We start from the raw sequence: 19492 nt of genomic DNA, 5'->3' as shown, positions 1-19492 counted from the left end.
GATTGGTAAAACCGAATATTTTAATCATCTTTATTAAAAAAACCTCTGCTTAGCAGAGGTTTTTTATTAGTCTTTACGACGCATATGTGGGAATAACAATACATCTCGAATACTTTGCGCATTGGCAAATAACATAACAAGACGGTCAATCCCAATACCTTGTCCTGCAGTTGGTGGTAAACCATATTCAAGTGCTTCAATAAAGTCTGCATCAAAGTGCATTGCTTCATCGTCTCCTGCATCTTTTTCAGCAACTTGTGCTTGGAAGCGTTCAGCCTGATCAATCGGGTCATTTAACTCGCTGAAGCCATTTGCAAGCTCACGCCCACCAATAAAGAACTCAAAACGATCTGTAATGTGTGGATTACTATCGTTACGACGTGCTAACGGTGAAGTTTCTGCTGGATATTCTGTAATAAATGTTGGTTGACGAAGCTGTGTTTCTACCGTTTCTTCAAACACAATCGTTTGTAACTTACCAAGACCAAAACCTGGCTTAACTTGCTCTTTAAGCTCATTACGCACAAAGTCTGCTAAAAATTCACGGTCATTTACATTTTCAGGCGTAAATGTAGGGTTATGCTCTAAAATTGCATCAAACATTGAGATTTTTTTGTATGGTCCTTTAAAGCTATAAACTTCTTCTCCATACGGCACATCTGTTGAGCCTAGAATATCAACCGAAAGCTTTTCTAACATATTTTCTGTTAGTTGCATCAGATCTTTGTAATCTGCATACGCTTGGTAGAACTCAATCATGGTGAATTCTGGGTTATGACGTGTTGAAACCCCTTCGTTACGGAAATTACGGTTAATTTCAAATACACGCTCAAAACCACCAACGACTAAACGCTTAAGGTAAAGTTCAGGCGCAATACGTAAAAACAAGTCCATATCTAACGCATTATGATGTGTTACAAACGGACGCGCTGATGCACCACCTGGAATCATATGCATCATTGGTGTTTCAACTTCCATAAAACGTTCATTCGCTAAATATTGGCGAATACCTGCCACCACTTGGGCACGGATTTCAAATGTTTTACGTGTTTCTTCATTTACAATAAGGTCTAAATAACGCTTACGATATTTTGCCTCTGTATCACTTAAACCATGAAACTTATCAGGTAGCGGACGTAAAGATTTCGTTAATAGCTCAAAATCTTCTAAATGTACATATAAATCGCCTTTACCTGAACGACCAATATAACCACTTGCTGCAACAATATCGCCTAAATCGAGTGCTTTAATTGTTGCAAGCGTATCTTTTGGTAATCCTTTACGGTCAACATAAAGCTGAATACGCCCTGTCATATCCTGTAGTACAATAAATGAACCACGATTAAGCATGATACGACCTGCTACTTTAACGTAAACACGCTCGCCTGCTTCAATTTCTGCTTTATCTTTATCTTTAAACTGTTCTTGTAGATCAGCGGTATAATGCTCACGTTTAAACGTATTTGGCCAAGGGCTTACCCCTTTTTCTGCTGCCTGTTCTTGAATCTGTTTTAACTTGGCATGACGCTGTGCAATTAAATCGTTTTCGGAAATAGTGGGTTCGGAAGTCGATTGAGCGTTATGTTGCGTCATCTCTGCCTCAAAATTAGTTGAAAAAAGAAGTACGTAGAATAGCAGATTCATTAGACTAAACGCTAACTATTCAGCGTCAAAATTGAACGATACACTGTTTTTATTTAAACCGACATACAATGAAAAATAACAACGTCAAAATATTATTCTTTCATGGTTTAGATTCTTCTAAAGAATCTACTAAATTTCATGCCATTCACCACGCCCACAAATTTTGTATTGATATGGACTATCGTAATTTAAATTACGAGACTGTAAATCAGCTTTATCAAGAAATGGTCAAAAAAATAAAACCCAACTTATTAGTGGGGCATAGTCTAGGTGGCTATTGGGCACTTAAAATGTCATTATTGTTTAAATTGCCCGCAATTGTTGCCAACCCAAGTTTAAACCCAATGCTGACCGATTATCCGGAACTTTCTGATCAGTTTTTTAATCATGATATTCCACAATTTGCTTATTTGGAACTTGCCGATGAGTTGGTCGATATGCAAGCTGTACAACAGCGCTTAGAACGCTTTATGTTTGTTCAAACTTACGATGGTGGCTACCACCGTTTACAATATCCTGAGCACTTAAACAACCTCATTCAGGATGTAAAAAACCGACTCGCAGGAGTCGGTTAGTATCACGCAGGCTTAGAGCTTTCTGCCACCACTGCCCATACATCCATTCCAATATCACTTTCAATTGAATCTAGATCTAATAACACAGAAGTACCGAGTACAGTTAAACCACATTTTGTTGCTAAAGAGCGAACTGCTTTTAATGTACCGCCCGTTGCTAAAATATCGTCAACTAAAATTACATTTTGAGGCTTAATATCGGCAGACATTTCTAATGTGTCTATACCATATTCCAAGCTATAACCTTCTCCAATAACAGGAGGTGGTAACTTACCTGCTTTACGAACCAAGATAAGGCCTTTATTTAAACGCTGTGCCAAGAAGCTTGCTAATACAAAGCCACGTGCCTCAACCGCAATAAAGCTATCTACTGCTTCAATTTTTTCTGCTGGAATACTTGCTACAAGAGCTTCAGTTAAATCCTGAATACGATCTGTGAGTAATGGTGTTAAATCGTAAAAACAGATACCAGCTTTAGGAAAATTTGGCACAGCACGAATGTGCGACCAGAATATCTCAGAAAAATTCATAACAGTTAGGAGACAACAAGTTGTTTAAGTGATTTAATTTTAACCGCTAATAATAAAAAAAACTATTCTTGCTGTGTGATTTGAGTACAAAAAGACCCCAAATAGGTTGTGATAGTCTGTTTTAAGTACAACTTTAGTCGATAGACAGGTTAGACTTTACTTTAGAAGCAAACCAAGCGAAAATTTAATAATAGCTTGGAGTGTTTATGAAAAAGTATCAGTGCATTATTTGTGGTTTTATTTATGATGAAGCAGAAGGTTGGCCAGAAGATGGTATTGCCGCGGGTACAGCATGGTCAGATGTTCCTGCAGATTGGACATGTCCAGATTGTGGCATTACCAAAGATCAATTTGAAATGATGGAAATCTAAAAGGCCCACTTGTGGTCTTTTTTTCGTTATGCCAGCACTTTATGCAGAAACACTTGGTAATCCCAAAGATCCCTGTATTTTTTTGATTATGGGTTTAGGATGCCAACTCATACATTGGCCAGATGATTTTTGTCATGCACTGGTTAAACAAGGATTTTATATTGTGCGTTTTGATAACCGTGATATCGGTTTATCTTACAAAACTCAGCAATCCGTTTCTGCTAAAAAACTCTTATTTAAAATGGTACGCTTCCAACTTGGGCTTAAAAATACAGGTGCTTGCTATACACTAGAAGCTATGGCTGATGACTGTATAAACTTATTAGACCATCTTAACATTAGCACATGCCATGTTATTGGTGCTTCAATGGGCGGAATGATTGCTCAAATCCTTGCCGCTAAATACCCTCACAGAGTTAATAAGCTAGGTTTACTATTTACAAGCAATAACCAAGCATTTTTACCACCACCTCACTTCAAGCAACTTCAAGCACTGTTAAAGCGCTCAAAATCGAATAAACCGCAGGATATTATTGATCAAAGTGTTAAGCTTTACCAAATAATTGGCTCTACTGGCTATATAAATGATTCATATAACCGTAAAATAGCCCAACTTGCTTACAACCGCAGTTACACACCTATGGGTGTACTTCAACAGTTTTTAGCAATATTATGTACAGGCTCTTTGTTGAACTGGGATAAACAAATTAAACAACAAACTTTGGTTGTGCATGGACAACGCGACCGTTTACTTCCACCAAAGCATGGAAAAGCTGTTGCAAAGGCAATTCAAGGCGCAAAGTTTGAGTTAATTGAAGAAATGGGGCACGATATCTCGCCTCATTTTATCCATCACCTGAGTGGTTTATTTGGACATCACTTTAAATCTTAAAAAGTATTAGGACACTATGGCTGCACTACCTTCTTTAAGACAGCTTTCTTATTTGGTTACACTGTCTGAAACATTACACTTTACCGAAGCTGCGCGCCGTTCTTTTGTCACACAATCTACATTGTCTGGCGGGATTATGGAATTAGAGCGCTTGTTAGGTGGTGTACTCGTGGAACGAGATCGACAAAATGTTCGCCTAACACCCTTAGGTGAACAAGTGGTTGCTCGCGCTCGTGTATTGCTTGCAGATGCACAAGACTTAATGCGCTTAAGCCGTGAAATGAGTGAACCACTCACGGGAGACCTACATCTCGGCATCATTCCAACGATTGCACCTTTTATTTTAACGCAACTTCTTGATGAAGTTCATCGTCAGTTACCTAAAATTCAATTGCATTTACACGAAGCGCAAAGCGAGAAAATTGTAGAGAAGCTTGAACATGGCAACTTAGACATGATCGTACTTGCGCTACCATTTGAAACACGTGGGCTTAAAACAGCTGAAATTGCAAAAGAAGAGCTTGTTTTAGTCTACAATAAAGCAGATCAGCAATGTGTACGTGCACAATCTCTAGACGATCTAGAAATGTCACGTTTGATGCTACTAGAAGAAGGACATTGTTTACGCGATCACGTTTTAAGTGCTTGCCCTATTGGCGAGCGTAAAAATGATCACCGTTTAAAGGCAAGTTCACTACCTACGCTTATTGAGATGGTTTCTTCTAATTTAGGCTATACCCTATTGCCTAAAATTGCCCTACAAAAGCACATTGTCCAATATCATCCAAATATTGAAGTGAAGCAAATTCATGATGCACCAACGCGTACAGTTGCACTTGTAACACGCAAAAGTACGCCATTACATAATGAATTTGATGTGCTCGCAAATATTTTGCAAAAAATTACTGCATAAAAAAGGAGGGTTAACCCTCCTTTTTTTATTCTGCTTCTAGTTCTACTTCATCATCTTCGGGATCAACTGCCTCTACCGAAACAACCTTCACCAAAACTTCATCATTTAAACGAATCAAACGAACACCTTGTGCATTACGTCCAGTGTTTGCCACTTCTGACGCACGTGTACGTACTAGTGTACCGCCATTTGAAATCAGCAACATTTCTTTGCTTTCATCAATAGAGACTGCACCTACAAGTTCACCATTACGATCGCTTGTTTTAATGGCAATAATACCTTTACCACCACGGCGTTTCGTTGGGAATTCTTCAACAGGTGTGCGTTTACCGTAACCATTTGCACATGCACAAAGCACTTCACCAGACTCAGGCACAACCACAAGCGATACAATACGACTTTCTATTACTGCCGAATCTTCATTCTCATCGGTTTCGTCATCTACTTCAATATCTTCATCTAGCGTTTGAGCCATAGATACACGCATACCGCGTACACCTTTAGCCGTACGACTCATTGCACGTACATCTGTTTCTGCAAAACGAATGGCTTTACCTTCGTTAGAGAACAACATAATTTGTTGCTCGCCATCAGTAATGGCAACACCAATTAACGTATCTTCTTCATTAAGCTCAATAGCACGTAAACCATTAGAACGCACATTGCTAAATTTAGAAAGATCGACACGTTTTACCGTACCAGACGCTGTTGCCATAAATACATAATGGTCTTCTGGAAAATCTTTAACTGGTAAAATTGCCGTAATCGTTTCTTCAGGCTCTAATGGCAATAAGTTCACCATTGGACGACCTTTTGCACCACGAGATGCTTGAGGAATTTCAAACGCTTTTAAACGGTAAACCTTACCAACATTAGTAAAGAACAGCACGGTTGCATGGTTAGATGCCACAATTAAATGCTGAATAATATCGTCATCTTTCATGCCTGTTGCAGACTTACCACGTCCACCACGGCGTTGTGCCTGATAATCAGATAATGGCTGTGTTTTTGCATAACCTGTTTGAGAAACAGTAAGTACCACTTGCTCTTCAGGAATCAAATCTTCACGGCTAAAGTCTACGCGCGACTCTACAATTTGTGTACGGCGTTCATCACCATATTGTTGTAGTACTTGTGCAAGCTCTTGACGAATCACATTCATAAGTAAATTAAAGTCATTTAAAATTGCCGTAAATTCTGCAATCTGACTTAAAATTTCACTGTATTCCGCATGAAGTTTTTCTTGCTCTAAGCCTGTTAGGCGGTGCAAACGAAGTTCTAAAATTGCACTCACTTGAGCTGGTGATAAACGATAAATCTCGTTAGTTAAACCATAAGGACGTGCAGGATCTTCGCCTTCAATTTCTTCAGGACGTACAGACGTTGAACCTGCTTTTTCAAGTAAGCCAACCACACTACCTGCAGCCCACTCACCTGCTGTTAAGCGCTCACGTGCTTGTGCAGGATTTTCTGAACCACGGATTGTCTCAATAATCGCATCAATATTGGCAATCGCAACGGTTAAACCTTCTAAGATATGCCCACGTTCGCGTGCTTTACGCAACTCAAACATAGTACGGCGTGTAACGACTTCTTGACGGTGACGAATAAAAGCAGCAACAATATCTTTTAAGTTCATTAGCTTAGGTTGTCCATTATCTAGACACACCATATTGATGCTAAATGAATTTTCAAGTTGAGTATTAATAAATAAGTTATTTACAATAACTTCAGCATTTTCACCACGCTTTAAGTCAATGGCAATACGCATGCCTTCTTTATCTGACTCATCACGAATTTCTGAAATACCTTCAATTTTCTTTTCTTTTACAAGCTCAGCAATACGCTCAATCACGCGTGCTTTATTGACTTGATAAGGAATTTCGGTAAATACAATCGTGGTACGGTGTGTTTTTGGATCTTCTTCTAAGTGGTACTTACCACGAATATGCAAACGCCCTTTACCTGTACGATAAGCATCTACAATCCCTGCTTTACCGTAAATTGTACCACCTGTCGGAAAGTCTGGACCACTGATGTGTTCCATTAATCCTTCAACAGAAATACTTGGATTATCTGCATAGGCTAAACATGCATTAATCACTTCTGTCATATTATGTGGTGCCATATTGGTTGCCATACCTACGGCAATACCTGCTGCACCATTAATAAGTAAATTTGGAATACGGGTTGGTAAAACCTGTGGAATACGCTCCGAACCGTCGTAGTTATCTTCCCAATCTACTGTATCTTTTTCTAGATCGGCGAGAAGCTCATGAGCTAAACGTGTCATACGCACTTCGGTATAACGCATTGCTGCGGCACTATCGCCATCGATAGAACCAAAGTTACCTTGACCATCTACTAACTGATAACGTAAGCTAAAATCTTGAGCCATACGTACAATGGTTTCGTACACTGCCGAATCACCATGTGGGTGATATTTACCAATCACGTCCCCAACCACACGTGCTGATTTTTTATAGGCTTTGTTATAGTCATTGCCTAGCTCGTGCATAGCATACAGTACACGACGATGAACAGGCTTAAGACCATCTCTTACATCAGGCAAGGCACGCGATACAATCACGCTCATCGCATAGTCTAAATACGAGTGCTTGAGTTCATCCTCAATGGCAATCGGTCTAATTTCCGATACGCTCATGCATACTCCTTGTTATTTTGCTATAAAGCTTAAAATCTAAAAAACAGGATATTTTAACATATTAATTAAGAGGATTGCAGACGCTTTTGCTTGATGACAAAAGGAATAAAGCTTGCACGAGGATGTAGTGGAACAAACCGACGGTAAAGCCAAGTAATGCCCATTGGAAGAATACGTAATACTATTAGTAATACAGGTAAAAAAATGATAACTATAAGCTCACCAATGATTGGAACTCCCCCATCGATACCACTAACATGCCAATCAGAAAAACGGTCAGAAATTGGAAAATTGTAAAGTTTCTCTTTATCAGAAAAAATACCTTTGATAAAAAAACTTAAGCCGTACCACACAAAAACACCTAAAAAATAGCAAAACAAAATTTTCCAAAAATAATTTAGATTGCTTTGAATAAGATAAACAATTGGCATACTTAGTAAAAGCAAGCTTAACATTGCAAGCTCGACAATAAATAACCGTTTGTAAAGTGGATCGTATTGCATAAAAAAACGCTCCTTTTGGAGCGTTTTACTTTACTAAATCTTACTTACTAATTCAGGCACAATTTCATTTAAATCGCCTGTTAACCAATAATCTGCCACTGCATTAATTGGTGCATCTTCATCTTTGTTAATTGCAACAATCACTTTAGAGTCTTTCATACCTGCTAAATGCTGGATAGCACCCGAGATACCCACCGCAATATAAAGCTCTGGTGCAACCACTTTACCTGTTTGCCCAACTTGCATATCGTTTGGTACATAACCTGCATCTACCGCAGCACGCGAAGCACCTTGTGCTGCACCGAGCTTATCCGCTAATGGATCTAAGATTTTGTGGTAGTTTTCTGCAGAACCCACACCACGTCCACCTGAAACCACCACTTTAGCACCTGCAAGTTCTGGGCGTTCAGTTTTTACAATCGCTTCAGAAATAAAGCTTGATACACCTGCATCTTTTACTTCATCAGTATTTTCAATAGATGCTGTACCACCTTGAGCACTCACAGCATCAAATGCAGTGGTACGTACTGTACCTAAAACAATACTTTCATCAGATTGTACAGTAGCAATTGCATTACCTGCATAAATTGGGCGTTTAAACACATTCGGTGCATCAACTGCAATAATGTCTGTCACCATGCTTACATCTAACAATGCAGCAGCACGCGGTAGTACATTTTTACCTGTTGTTGTTGATGCAGCTAAAATATGCGTATAGCCTGTTAAAGATGCAACAAGTTCAGCCACATTTTCAGCAAGTTGATGTGCATATACTGCATGATCTGCTACTAAAACTTTTGCAATGCCTGCAACTTGTGATGCTTGTTCTGCTACTGTTTGCACGTTTTCGCCTGCAACAAGCAATGTAATATCACCACCAATTTTTTGAGCCGCTGTCACTACATGCAGTGTTGCAGTATTTAATGTGTGGTTGTCATGTTCAGCAATAACTAAAATACTCATTAGATCACCTTCACTTCTTTTAACTTTGCAACAAGCTCATCTACAGATGATACTTTTATGCCTGCTTGACGCTCTGCTGGTGCTTCTACTTTAATAGTTTTTAATTTTGTACCTGTTGCAACACCATAATCACTTGGTGCTTTTACATCTAAAGGCTTTTTCTTTGCTTTCATGATGTCAGGTAGTTTTGCGTAACGCGGTTCATTTAAACGTAAATCAGCCGTTACAATTGCAGGCAACGTGAGCTCAATGGTTTGTAAACCACCATCAATTTCACGTTTTACTTGTGCCTTACCATCAGCAATCACAATTTCTGATGCAAATGTTGCTTGCCCTGCACCCAAAAGTGCTGCCAACATTTGTCCAACTTGGTTAGAGTCGTCATCAATCGCTTGCTTACCTAGTAATACAACTTGAGGTTGCTCTTGCTCAACCACACCTTTTAAAATTTTAGATACTTCTAAAGCACCTACTTCTTCGTTAGTTTCAACCAAGATTGCACGATCTGCACCTAACGCCATAGAGGAGCGAAGTTGTTCTTGTGCTTCTTTTGGTCCAACTGAAACTACAACGATTTCAGATATAATCCCTTTTTCTTTTAAACGAATCGCTTCTTCAACTGCGATTTCACAAAATGGGTTAATTGACATTTTAACATTCGTTAAATCAACACCACTATTATCTGGTTTAACACGAACTTTGACGTTGGCATCGACCACACGTTTGACAGCAACAAGAGCCTTCATGTATTCCTCGGCTGTAAATTCCAAATGATACGAAGAAAAGTAATCCACTTTTCATATTCTTGCTTATCTTGCTATGCGTTTGCAGATGGGTCAAGTCACAATTTGGTGCAAGCAGACCCTTTTAGGCAAAAACAACGCCTTATCTACATAAAAACACAACAAGACAAGCCATAAAACATATTTAAATCAAAAACTTAAACTATCAGTTTTTCTCATTTAATACATTAGAAATATCTTAATGTGAGATTAGCCATGTTGCTGCCACAGCAATCATGGTACCTGCACCTGCATCAATCCACTTTTGTTTGCTTGGATCAACTGTTTTGGTAAATTTGCCAAAAATAAAACTAAGCGAGCTATACACCACCAAACACAATCCAATAAAAATAAAAGATAAAGTTAAACCTTGTACAATGGTATTGCCTGTCTTATCCATAAACTGCGGTAAAATTGCAAAATAAATCAACATCCCTTTTGGGTTAAGCAAAGCAGTAAAAAAACCTTTCTTAATGGGATTACTCGACACCTTTTTATTTAACGCTAACGTGTTTTTAGAAAAAACAGAACGAAACAATTGAAAAGCTAAATAAAGTAGATATGCCACACCAATATAACGAATCGCATCAAACAACAACGGATATGCCAAAATAATGGCAGAAATACCCAATGCCACTAAAACCGAATGAATAAGATAGCCACAACACACACCTACGGTTGCCATTACACCTGCACGGGCATCTTTTCCCATCACCTGCGATAAAATAAACAGCATATCGGGACCAGGCGTAAAAATTAAAGGTAAGATGGTTAAGGTAAAAAGAGCTAAATTTGACATGGCGATATAACACTAAAAACTTAGGCTAATTATCTTTATTTTTATCTAAAATTAGATTGCAAATATTCTATAATTTATCTTATTTTTAGAATTTAATTTGAAATTATGAAAATTCAACGTGCTTCTGTATCAATAAAGTTAGATCGTATAGACAAAAATATCATTAGACAACTTCAACAACATGGACGTATTCAAAATAACGATTTGGCACAACATGTTGGGCTTTCACCTTCGTCTTGTTTACGGCGGGTAAAATTACTTGAAGAGGCAGGCGTTATCCAAGAATACACCACCATTGTGGATGCACAAAAAGTCGGTTTAAACCTCATTTTATTTTCTAGAATTTGGCTCATCGGACAAGATGCCGAAACAATTGATGGCTTTATCGAAGCAATGAAAGAACTGCCTCAAGTGATGGAATGCTATATTATTTTAGGTGAATGTGATGCTATGCTCAAAGTGGTTGTACCCGATTTAGAAAGCTATCGTAAATTTCAGTCAAGTCATCTGACCAAAAAAAATGGAATAACCAGTGTTAAAACTGACTTACCTAGTCAAATTATAAAACAAAGTTACCAACTGCCATTATAAGGATATAAATATGAGTTTTGTTGAACCTGTGGTTTTGCGTAAAAATAATGTTCGTTTAGAACCTTTAACCGATCAACACATCGAAGGCTTAAAGAAAGCCACACAAGATGGCGAGCTATGGAAACTACGGATTACCTCTACCCCAACGCCCGACCAAGTAGAGGCTTATGTACAACTTGCACACACAACATTAGACCGTTTTGCTTTTGCGGTTATTAATGAAACGACCAATACTGTGGTGGGTACAACCAGTTATCACGATATTTTACCCGAACCTAAGCGAGTTGAAATTGGCTATACATGGTATGCCAAAAGCGCACAACGTACCCACATCAATACCACTTGTAAATTCTTATTGCTTGAACATGCATTTGAAACACTTGGGGTGAATACCGTTGCTCTACGTACTGATCAATTTAATTTTGCGAGCCAAAAAGCTATTGAACGCATTGGTGCAAAAAAAGATGGTGTGATTAGAGGTAATGCATGCCGTAAAGACGGTTCAATTAGAGATACGGTGATGTATAGTATTATTCAAGGAGAATGGACAAACGTAAAAGCACATCTTCAAGATTTACTTGCCCGCGGATGAGCCTGATCATAAACCGATGCTAAACGGTCAAAATCTAAATGGGTATAAATTTGCGTCGTCGATAAATTAGCATGACCCAACATTTCTTGTACGGCACGCAAATCGCCACTTGCAGACAGTAAATGGCTTGCAAAACAGTGCCGTAACAAATGAGGATGTAAATTAACCCCTGCTCGTTGTGCTTGTAGTTTTACACGATTTTCAATTTGACGGGCACTAAGAGCCTTTTTTTGCGTAGAAATAAAAACAGGTGCGTCAGGTGTAAGCTCTCCCCAATAAATCTGTAACCAATTTTCTAATGCGTGTTTTGCTTTAGAGCCAAATGGTACAATTCGGGTTTTATTGCCCTTTCCTGTAATACGCACCAACTGCCGTGAAAAATCGATATCACGCAAAGTGAGTGATTGCAATTCTGCCAAACGTAAACCACTTGAATAAAATAACTCCAAAATGGCTTTGTCACGTAACCATAAGCGTTTTTCTTCAGGCTCGGTTTGGTCTAATACTCGAATAATGGTTTCAATATCAATCATACCTGGCAATGCACGAGACTGACGCTTTAACTTAAAATCTTCGACAATATTTTGCTGTAAAATATGATTTTCTTTTAGCCACTGCATAAACTGCCGAACTGCACTGAGTTGGCGTTGCAAACTGCTTGCACTGAGTTGGTATGTATCCACCTGATATGCCAAAAACTCACGTAAATCTGATGCTTCAATACTGTCAAACTCAAGTTTTTTTTGCTCACAAAAACCTAAAAAAGCACTCACATCCCGCTCATACGCTTTTAAGGTATGGGCAGACTGATTTTGTGCTTTTCGTTCGCTCAGCCACTGTGCTAAGTTATTTTTGCTCATAAAACGGTTGCGTTTCGTTTAGCATGTATTCACTTACCGTATCTTGCTGTATTTGTATAAATTCACAAGTTACATCTAATGCATCTAAAACATCCATCACTGCTTTAACATCTTGTGTTACCTCTACACCCACAACCGTTTTTGGCTCACTTTTGATGTCTAAATACATCATGGCAATATAGGCACGTTTTATATTTGTGTGTTGCACAAATACCTGGCGTAATTGCGCAAGCAATTCTTTTGGCATTGGCTCAGGTTTGCCTAATACCACATCAGGTTCTTGAGCTTTTGGCATACTGATTAAAAATTCAATTTCATGTGGTAAAAACGCACGACCATACGGCGACATTGGATGTAATACTAATGTTTCGCCTTTTGTCATTTTAAAAAGCTGTTGTGATGATAAACACACATAAGGGTGTGGTGCTTGAACAGAACGCTCAAGCTCCTCTAATGACAAAAAAAATGGAATTGCTGCCTGTCCTGTTGAGTTTTCCCATTTTTGAAATTGAATACGCTCAGTTAAGTTAAGTGCCTGCGTATTTTGTTTAGGATCTATCGCCAAACAATATACGTTTGCTTGTGCCAAATAAGCTAAAAATTCAGGGCGTGCCTGTGGGTTTTTCGCTGCTTTTTCTAGTAAATCTGTCATGGTTACCCCTGAAAATAACTTAGATCAAAGCGTCCTTCATATACGGTTGCTGTAGGTCCTGTCATCCAAACTACATCGTTCTCACGCCAAGAAATATGTAAACGCCCACCTGCAAGCTCCACTTCTACATCGTTTGCAAGTAAACCACGGCGTATACCACTTACTACAGCAGCACATGCACCTGTACCACAAGCTAATGTTTCACCTACGCCACGCTCAAACACACGTAAACGTATGTGCTTTTCGTCAATCACTTGCATAAAGCCTGCATTCACACGCTCAGGAAAACGTTCGTGCGTTTCAATCTGACGCCCTAGAGTTTTTACATCGGCTTTAATCACATCAGACACAACCGTAACAGCATGCGGATTACCCATACTCACCACAGCAAGCTCTACTGTTTTTTCCTTCAGTTCTACGCTATATAAATCTTCAGTTTCTTCGGCAACAAATGGAATATGCTGTGGCTCAAACTTTGGTTGCCCCATATTCACACGTACCCACCCATTTGCCCCCAATTCAGGTTCTACAATCCCTGCTTTGGTTTGCACACGAATTTTGGTTTTATGTGTAAGCTGACGATCATGCACAAATTTTGCAAAACAGCGTACGCCATTGCCACATTGTTCCACTTCCGAACCATCTGCATTAAAAATACGATATTTAAAATCAACATTTGGTAAATCAGGTGGTTCAACAATTAGTAATTGATCAAATCCAATACCAAAATGACGATCTGCCAAACGCTGAATGGTCACTGTGTCTAAATAAGCACGTTGCGTGACAAGGTCAATGACTAAAAAGTCATTGCCAAGCCCGTGCATTTTTGTAAATTCTAACAACATTATTTTATTCCTCAGGCAAGAAGTGTTCTTTTTCCCACAATGATTCAATGGTTTCACGCTCACGAATTAAATAAGCCTGATCATCACTCACCATCACTTCGGCAGCACGCCCTCGGGTGTTATAGTTTGAACTCATCACAAAACCATATGCCCCTGCACCAAATACAGCCAATGTACTGTTTGGTGTTAAGGCAAGCTCACGTTCTTTACCTAAAAAATCGCCTGTTTCACAAATGGCACCCACAATATCCCACGTTTTTACATCTGCATCATTTGGGCTAACGGTTTGAATATCCATCCATGCTTGGTACAACGATGGACGAATTAAATCATTCATTGCTGCATCAACAATGACAAAATTGCGGTGATTGGTTGGTTTGAGTAAATCAACATGCGTCAGCAACACACCTGCATTAGCACTAATACAACGCCCTGGCTCTAAATAAACTTTTAAGCCTAATTTTTCGAGCGTTGGTTTAAGTGAGTCTGCATATTCTTTAGCTGTTGGTGGTACTTCATCTTGATACACCACACCTAAGCCACCGCCCAAGTCAATATGTTCAAGCGTAATTCCCAATGCTTTTAATTGCTCAATCATGGCAATCACACGATCTAGGGCATCAACAAATGGCTGTGTTTCAGTCAGTTGCGAACCAATATGGCAGTCAATCCCCGTAATTTTTAAATGCGGCAATGTGTTTGCATATTGATAGGTTTCTAAAACAGTATCGCTTGGAATACCAAATTTGTTTTCTTTTAAACCTGTAGAAATATATGGATGTGTATTGGCATCTACATCGGGGTTAACACGCAAAGAAATTGGTGCAATTTTGTTTAAGCGTGATGCAACTTGCTCAATACGGTCAAGCTCTGCATAAGACTCCACGTTAAAACACGCAATTCCAACTTCTAGTGCTTTTTGAATATCTGCTTCTGATTTACCCAATCCAGAAAATACAATTTTAGATGGATCTCCACCTGCCGCCAGTACGCGTGCGAGTTCTCCCCCTGTCACAATGTCAAAACCCGCACCCAATTTAGCAAGTACCTTTAACACAGCAAGATTTGAGTTTGACTTTACGGCGTAGCAAATTTGATGATCAATAAATTCAAATGCTTGATGCAAATCTAAATAGTGCTTTTCAAACGCTGCCTTAGAATAAACGTAAAGCGGTGTACCAAACTGTTTTGCAACTTGTTCTAAGTTACATTGTTCTGCGTGCAAAATTCCTTGAATGCGGGTAAAACTCATTGATGCGATCCTTTATTGCTGTTCTGAGGTAGGTTGAGCGGGTTGCTCATTTTTATGCCAAAGTAAATATTTTGGGCGAGTATCTAAATGTGGGTCATTTGTAAGCTGTAACGCACCAGACTGACCACAGCCTGCAAGCGTTGCACCAAGTAGTAAACATGCCAATAAACGCATTACTTTATTCCTTTGTTCTAAAAAAATAACCAATCAATAAAATTAAAAACCAAATTGGACTCACTTGTAAGGCACGCAACGTATCGGGCTGTAACGACAAAACATACACCATGCCTACAAAGAAAATAACCGTAATCCAACAGGTTAGCAACCCACCCGGCAGTTTAAATTGAGATGCCTGATGCAGTTGAGGACGGGTTTTATAATAAATCATATAGCTCCAAATAATCATGAGCCATACGCAAATAAACAAAATTGTGGATAGTGTCGTCGCAAGTGTAAATGCTTCTACCGTATTAGGGACAAAATATTGAAGTGCGGCACCGCCTAACAAACATAATGCCGAAAAATATAACGCATTGGCAGGCACATGACGGTTGTTTAAACGCCCAAACAATTTAGGTCCTTGCCCTTCTTTAGACAGCCCAAACAACATACGGCTTGTTGAAAAAACACCACTATTCATTGAAGACATGACAGATGACAACACCACCAAATTCATAATAATGGCAGCAGCGGCAATCCCTGCTTGGCTAAATAAACTTACAAATGGACTAATGGTTGGATCAATTTTATTCCATGGCGTGACAGCCATGACAATACATAAGGCAAACACATAAAAAATAATAATACGTATAGGAATAGAATTCACCGCTTTGGGTAAATTTGTTTCGGGGTCTTGTGTTTCGGCTGCTGTGGTTCCTACAAGCTCAACCCCAACAAATGCAAAAATTGCAATCTGAAAACCTGCTAAAAAGCCATCCACCCCTGTTGGAAACCAACCACCGTTTTGCCACAGGTGTGTAAAAGATGCCACCTCGCCTGCGCTAGATGTAAAGCCTGTAAACACCATCCACAAGCCCACTAAAATAAGGACTACAATGGCAATAATTTTCACCAATGCAAACCAAAACTCCATCTCACCAAACAGCTTAACTGTAACTAAATTGAGCCCCATAATAAAAAAGATAGAAGTGGCACAAATCAATGCACTTTCGGCAGGACTAAACGCCACACCATTATTAAAAAATTGTAGATAATTAATAATGGCAGATAAATCGGCAATACCAATTGAAATCCAACACAGCCAATACGTCCAACCCACAAAATAACCTGCCCATGGCCCAATCAAATCTGTGGTAAAATCAATAAACGATTTATATTCTAAATTAGATAGTAAAAGTTCACCCAAGGCTCGCATGACAAAAAACACCATCAACCCAATAATCATATAAATAAATAAAATTGATGGTCCTGCCAGTGAAATCGTTTTTCCAGACCCCATAAATAAGCCAGTACCAATGGCACCCCCAATGGCAATTAGCTGTAAATGTCGGTTAGATAAACTCTTTTGCAACTCATGCGACATGCGTGTTCCTCGACGTTTTTTATGTACTATAGGTGATATATGAGTAAAGTGAAAACTGTTTATCGTTGCGAACAGTGCGGTACAGACCATTTAAAGTGGGCAGGTCAATGCTCAGAATGCGGTGAATGGAACTCTTTACTTGAAGTACAACCCACTGTGACACATCGGGCACGCCCCAAAACCACAGGTGGTGGCTATGCAGGACAAATTGCCAATGTCACTACACTTAATCAAGTCTCTATCTCACGCGAATCGCGGGTTTCAACAGGAATTAGCGAGTTTGACCGTGTTTTAGGCGGTGGTTTAGTGACAGGTTCAGTCGTTCTAATTGGTGGTGACCCTGGTATTGGTAAATCGACCATTTTGCTACAAACTGCCACACACATGGCAAGTGCCAATAGCCCTGCACTTTATGTCACAGGTGAAGAATCTTTATCGCAAGTCGCTTTACGTGCCCAACGCTTAGACTTACCCACCGAACAACTTAAAGTGATGGCAGAAACTTGTGTAGAGCGTATTTGTGAGGTATTAGCACAAGAACGCCCTGCCGTTGCCGTACTTGACTCTATTCAAACGCTTTTTACCGAGACCTTACAATCTGCCCCAGGTGGTGTTTCTCAAATCCGTGAATCTGCCGCTCTGCTCACACGCTTTGCCAAAAATAGTGGTACGGCGCTGTTTTTAGTTGGACACGTCACCAAAGAAGGGGCACTTGCAGGACCGCGTGTTTTAGAACATATGGTGGATTGCGTATTGTACTTTGAAGGGCAATCAGACTCACGTTACCGTATGATCCGTGCGGTAAAAAATCGTTTTGGTGCAGTCAACGAGCTTGGCGTATTTGGTATGACAGATAAAGGCTTGCGTGAAGTTGCTAATCCTTCGGCTATTTTTTTAAGCCGTTATGACGAAGCCATTGCAGGTTCTATTGTCATGATTAGCCGTGAAGGTACACGCCCATTGTTAGTAGAAGTACAGGCTTTGGTTGATGATGCACACGGACAACCACGGCGTGTTGCACTAGGTTTAGAGCAAAACCGTTTAAATATGCTCCTTGCCGTTATGCACCGTCATGGCGGTGTACACACTACAGGGCAAGATGTTTACGTCAATATCGTTGGTGGTTTAAAAATTACCGAAACAGGCTCGGATTTAGCGGTATTACTTGCCTGTGCATCCAGTTTGCGTGGTAAAGCATTTCCACAACAACTTGCTGTATTTGGTGAGGTTGGGCTATCAGGCGAAATTCGCCCTGTACCCAATGGACAAGAGCGCCTAAAAGAAGCAGCAAAACATGGCTTTAAATACGTGATTTTACCGCGTGGCAATGCACCACAAAAAGCCATTGCAGGCGTTAAAGTTATTCCTGTGGCACGCTTACACGAAGCATTAACGGCTGCATTACAATTAAATGATGAGTTATAAACAAAATATGCTCAAATTTGATATAAATAGTTGCAAAATTTACATCGTAACTATTGAATTTTTTATCATTTAGTCCCATAAATACATCACTAACTTTAATTTTCATAGGAAAAATTAATGAAATTACGCCAGCGTGGCTTAGTTGCAAGTATTTTAATGGCAACTTTGGTGGTTTCACCGTTGGTTGAAGCAAAACGTGCAGGTGGCGGTCGTAGCCAAGGCATGACACGTTCTGTTGCACCAAGTCAGTCGTATCAACAACAACGTGCACCGTCTTATGCACAACCTGCTCCTGCGCCTGTTCAACAACAGCGTCAAGGTTCAGGTGTCGGTAAAATGGTTGCTGCAGGTGTAGCAGGTGCTGCTGTGGGTGCTATTGCTGCAAATGCAATGGCAGACAACCACAACAATAACGCTGCTGCTCCAACGCAAGCGACTGCAACAGCAGCAAGTCAGCCTGCTCAACAACAAGCACAGCAAGAAGAGAAAAAATCTGGTATTCCAGGTTGGTTATGGCTTGTACTCTTAGGTGGTATTGGTTTCTTTGTATTCCGTAAAATGAATGCAAAAAAAAAACCAGTAAATAACTCACCATTTACAGGTACTACGCCTCCACCGCCAAGTGGTGGTAATACAAATGTGTTTGGTCAAAGCACAGCAGGTGGTACAGCCTATACCAACAACGGTAATCAATTACCAGATGGTACAGAACCTGCTGCGTTTTTACGTATTGCACGTCAACGCTTTAACCATATTCAAGCCATGAATACGGCAAGCAACATTGAAGAAATCCGTCGTTACTTAACGCCAGACTTATATAACTCAATGTATCAAGACATTATGGCAAACCGTGACCAAGACGTTGCAGAATTTGAAAACTTAAATGCGATGATTGCAGACAGTGCAACAGAAAATGGTCAGTACGTTGTAAGCGTTCGCTTTACAGGTACAGTCACTGAAGATTTAAACAGTGCACCAAAACCATTCTCTGAAGTATGGCATTTTGTAAAACCTGTTTCTAATCAACAAGATTGGTTAGTTGCTGGTATTCAAGTCGAAAGCTAAGCATAAAAAAGCCTGCATTTGCAGGCTTTT

The 19492-nt window shown here is 39.6% G+C and carries 20 protein-coding genes and 1 pseudogene; 8 read left to right on the top strand and 13 right to left on the bottom strand.

Annotated elements, in window-relative coordinates:
- Positions 1–66: 66 nt before the first annotated feature.
- Positions 67–1593, bottom strand: coding sequence for a lysine--tRNA ligase (lysS, locus tag PCI70_RS01000; RefSeq protein WP_269913489.1), 1527 nt, complete (start codon positions 1591–1593; stop codon positions 67–69).
- A gap of 119 nt (positions 1594–1712) precedes the next feature.
- Here lysS and PCI70_RS00995 point away from each other — a divergent pair, with 119 nt between their 5' ends.
- Entirely contained in the window at positions 1713–2219 is a 507-nt protein-coding gene (locus tag PCI70_RS00995; protein WP_269913488.1) for a YqiA/YcfP family alpha/beta fold hydrolase, read from the top strand.
- A 2-nt stretch (positions 2220–2221) separates the two neighbouring features.
- Here PCI70_RS00995 and PCI70_RS00990 read toward each other — a convergent pair whose 3' ends face one another.
- A complete protein-coding gene (locus tag PCI70_RS00990; protein ID WP_269913487.1) occupies positions 2222–2749 on the bottom strand; it encodes an adenine phosphoribosyltransferase in 528 nt (175 codons plus the stop codon).
- Between the two features lie 206 nt (positions 2750–2955).
- Between PCI70_RS00990 and PCI70_RS00985 the strand changes: the two genes are divergently transcribed.
- The 3 genes and pseudogenes from PCI70_RS00985 to oxyR all read left to right on the top strand — a co-directional run bounded on the left by PCI70_RS00985 (position 2956) and on the right by oxyR (position 4925).
- Entirely contained in the window at positions 2956–3120 is a 165-nt protein-coding gene (locus PCI70_RS00985) for a rubredoxin (protein WP_269913486.1), read from the top strand.
- A gap of 37 nt (positions 3121–3157) precedes the next feature.
- Positions 3158–4012 (top strand): annotated as a pseudogene (locus tag PCI70_RS00980) (alpha/beta fold hydrolase); the annotation flags it as partial.
- 16 nt (positions 4013–4028) lie between these two features.
- Positions 4029–4925, top strand: coding sequence for a LysR family transcriptional regulator OxyR (gene oxyR / locus PCI70_RS00975; RefSeq protein ID WP_269913485.1), 897 nt, complete (start codon positions 4029–4031; stop codon positions 4923–4925).
- 25 nt (positions 4926–4950) lie between these two features.
- On the opposite strand, the gene gyrA is transcribed toward oxyR, so the two are convergent.
- The 5 genes from gyrA to PCI70_RS00950 all read right to left on the bottom strand — a co-directional run bounded on the left by gyrA (position 4951) and on the right by PCI70_RS00950 (position 10637).
- A complete protein-coding gene (gene gyrA, locus PCI70_RS00970; protein WP_269913484.1) occupies positions 4951–7590 on the bottom strand; it encodes a DNA gyrase subunit A in 2640 nt (879 codons plus the stop codon).
- A gap of 65 nt (positions 7591–7655) precedes the next feature.
- A complete protein-coding gene (locus PCI70_RS00965) occupies positions 7656–8093 on the bottom strand; it encodes a hypothetical protein (RefSeq protein WP_269913483.1) in 438 nt (145 codons plus the stop codon).
- Between the two features lie 33 nt (positions 8094–8126).
- The gene (locus PCI70_RS00960) at positions 8127–9056 is read right to left on the bottom strand and encodes an FAD-binding protein (protein ID WP_269913482.1); all 930 of its coding nucleotides are present in this window, start codon (positions 9054–9056) and stop codon (positions 8127–8129) included.
- A complete protein-coding gene (locus tag PCI70_RS00955; protein ID WP_269913481.1) occupies positions 9056–9802 on the bottom strand; it encodes an electron transfer flavoprotein subunit beta/FixA family protein in 747 nt (248 codons plus the stop codon). The genes PCI70_RS00960 and PCI70_RS00955 overlap by 1 nt, the downstream gene beginning before the upstream one ends.
- Positions 9803–10037: 235 nt before the next feature.
- A complete protein-coding gene (locus PCI70_RS00950) occupies positions 10038–10637 on the bottom strand; it encodes a LysE family translocator (RefSeq protein WP_269913480.1) in 600 nt (199 codons plus the stop codon).
- A gap of 105 nt (positions 10638–10742) precedes the next feature.
- Here PCI70_RS00950 and PCI70_RS00945 point away from each other — a divergent pair, with 105 nt between their 5' ends.
- Both PCI70_RS00945 and PCI70_RS00940 read left to right on the top strand, forming a co-directional pair.
- Positions 10743–11228, top strand: a complete 486-nt coding sequence (locus PCI70_RS00945; RefSeq protein WP_269913479.1) for an Lrp/AsnC family transcriptional regulator — start codon at positions 10743–10745, stop codon at positions 11226–11228.
- 10 nt (positions 11229–11238) lie between these two features.
- A complete protein-coding gene (locus tag PCI70_RS00940; protein ID WP_269913478.1) occupies positions 11239–11820 on the top strand; it encodes a GNAT family N-acetyltransferase in 582 nt (193 codons plus the stop codon).
- Here the strand turns inward: PCI70_RS00940 and PCI70_RS00935 are convergent.
- Genes PCI70_RS00935 through PCI70_RS00910 form a run of 6 tightly spaced genes read right to left on the bottom strand, consistent with a single transcriptional unit; the run spans position 11796 to position 16972 of the window.
- Positions 11796–12680: a tyrosine recombinase XerC gene (locus PCI70_RS00935; RefSeq protein WP_269913477.1), complete on the bottom strand. Its 885-nt coding sequence runs from the start codon at positions 12678–12680 to the stop codon at positions 11796–11798. The genes PCI70_RS00940 and PCI70_RS00935 overlap by 25 nt on opposite strands.
- Positions 12667–13332, bottom strand: coding sequence for an enhanced serine sensitivity protein SseB C-terminal domain-containing protein (locus PCI70_RS00930; RefSeq protein WP_269913476.1), 666 nt, complete (start codon positions 13330–13332; stop codon positions 12667–12669). Before PCI70_RS00930 ends, PCI70_RS00935 begins: the two co-directional genes overlap by 14 nt.
- A 2-nt stretch (positions 13333–13334) precedes the next feature.
- Complete coding sequence (dapF, locus tag PCI70_RS00925; RefSeq protein WP_269913475.1) at positions 13335–14177, bottom strand: diaminopimelate epimerase; 843 nt, start codon at positions 14175–14177, stop codon at positions 13335–13337.
- Positions 14178–14181: 4 nt separating this feature from the next.
- A complete protein-coding gene (gene lysA / locus PCI70_RS00920) occupies positions 14182–15429 on the bottom strand; it encodes a diaminopimelate decarboxylase (protein ID WP_269913474.1) in 1248 nt (415 codons plus the stop codon).
- Positions 15430–15441: 12 nt separating this feature from the next.
- Entirely contained in the window at positions 15442–15603 is a 162-nt protein-coding gene (locus tag PCI70_RS00915) for a hypothetical protein (protein ID WP_269913473.1), read from the bottom strand.
- 4 nt (positions 15604–15607) lie between these two features.
- Complete coding sequence (locus tag PCI70_RS00910; protein ID WP_269913472.1) at positions 15608–16972, bottom strand: amino acid permease; 1365 nt, start codon at positions 16970–16972, stop codon at positions 15608–15610.
- Between the two features lie 39 nt (positions 16973–17011).
- Here PCI70_RS00910 and radA point away from each other — a divergent pair, with 39 nt between their 5' ends.
- Entirely contained in the window at positions 17012–18397 is a 1386-nt protein-coding gene (radA, locus tag PCI70_RS00905) for a DNA repair protein RadA (protein ID WP_269913471.1), read from the top strand.
- 117 nt (positions 18398–18514) lie between these two features.
- Positions 18515–19462: a Tim44 domain-containing protein gene (locus PCI70_RS00900; protein ID WP_269913470.1), complete on the top strand. Its 948-nt coding sequence runs from the start codon at positions 18515–18517 to the stop codon at positions 19460–19462.
- Positions 19463–19492 lie beyond the last annotated feature (30 nt).

Source organism: Acinetobacter sp. HY1485, from assembly GCF_027568475.1.
Classification (GTDB): domain Bacteria; phylum Pseudomonadota; class Gammaproteobacteria; order Pseudomonadales; family Moraxellaceae; genus Acinetobacter.
Note: the sequence above shows the minus strand (reverse complement) of the source record. Positions and strands in the feature narration are given on the sequence as shown.

Bases quoted from the DNA above. Each gene is read 5' to 3' on its own strand.
- lysS (WP_269913489.1), bottom strand. From the start codon at position 1,593: ATGACGCAACATAACGCTCAATCGACTTCCGAACCCACTATTTCCGAA.
- PCI70_RS00995 (WP_269913488.1), top strand. From the start codon at position 1,713: ATGAAAAATAACAACGTCAAAATATTATTCTTTCATGGTTTAGATTCT.
- PCI70_RS00990 (WP_269913487.1), bottom strand. From the start codon at position 2,749: ATGAATTTTTCTGAGATATTCTGGTCGCACATTCGTGCTGTGCCAAAT.
- PCI70_RS00985 (WP_269913486.1), top strand. From the start codon at position 2,956: ATGAAAAAGTATCAGTGCATTATTTGTGGTTTTATTTATGATGAAGCA.
- oxyR (WP_269913485.1), top strand. From the start codon at position 4,029: ATGGCTGCACTACCTTCTTTAAGACAGCTTTCTTATTTGGTTACACTG.
- gyrA (WP_269913484.1), bottom strand. From the start codon at position 7,590: ATGAGCGTATCGGAAATTAGACCGATTGCCATTGAGGATGAACTCAAG.
- PCI70_RS00965 (WP_269913483.1), bottom strand. From the start codon at position 8,093: ATGCAATACGATCCACTTTACAAACGGTTATTTATTGTCGAGCTTGCA.
- PCI70_RS00960 (WP_269913482.1), bottom strand. From the start codon at position 9,056: ATGAGTATTTTAGTTATTGCTGAACATGACAACCACACATTAAATACT.
- PCI70_RS00955 (WP_269913481.1), bottom strand. From the start codon at position 9,802: ATGAAGGCTCTTGTTGCTGTCAAACGTGTGGTCGATGCCAACGTCAAA.
- PCI70_RS00950 (WP_269913480.1), bottom strand. From the start codon at position 10,637: ATGTCAAATTTAGCTCTTTTTACCTTAACCATCTTACCTTTAATTTTT.
- PCI70_RS00945 (WP_269913479.1), top strand. From the start codon at position 10,743: ATGAAAATTCAACGTGCTTCTGTATCAATAAAGTTAGATCGTATAGAC.
- PCI70_RS00940 (WP_269913478.1), top strand. From the start codon at position 11,239: ATGAGTTTTGTTGAACCTGTGGTTTTGCGTAAAAATAATGTTCGTTTA.
- PCI70_RS00935 (WP_269913477.1), bottom strand. From the start codon at position 12,680: ATGAGCAAAAATAACTTAGCACAGTGGCTGAGCGAACGAAAAGCACAA.
- PCI70_RS00930 (WP_269913476.1), bottom strand. From the start codon at position 13,332: ATGACAGATTTACTAGAAAAAGCAGCGAAAAACCCACAGGCACGCCCT.
- dapF (WP_269913475.1), bottom strand. From the start codon at position 14,177: ATGTTGTTAGAATTTACAAAAATGCACGGGCTTGGCAATGACTTTTTA.
- lysA (WP_269913474.1), bottom strand. From the start codon at position 15,429: ATGAGTTTTACCCGCATTCAAGGAATTTTGCACGCAGAACAATGTAAC.
- PCI70_RS00915 (WP_269913473.1), bottom strand. From the start codon at position 15,603: ATGCGTTTATTGGCATGTTTACTACTTGGTGCAACGCTTGCAGGCTGT.
- PCI70_RS00910 (WP_269913472.1), bottom strand. From the start codon at position 16,972: ATGTCGCATGAGTTGCAAAAGAGTTTATCTAACCGACATTTACAGCTA.
- radA (WP_269913471.1), top strand. From the start codon at position 17,012: ATGAGTAAAGTGAAAACTGTTTATCGTTGCGAACAGTGCGGTACAGAC.
- PCI70_RS00900 (WP_269913470.1), top strand. From the start codon at position 18,515: ATGAAATTACGCCAGCGTGGCTTAGTTGCAAGTATTTTAATGGCAACT.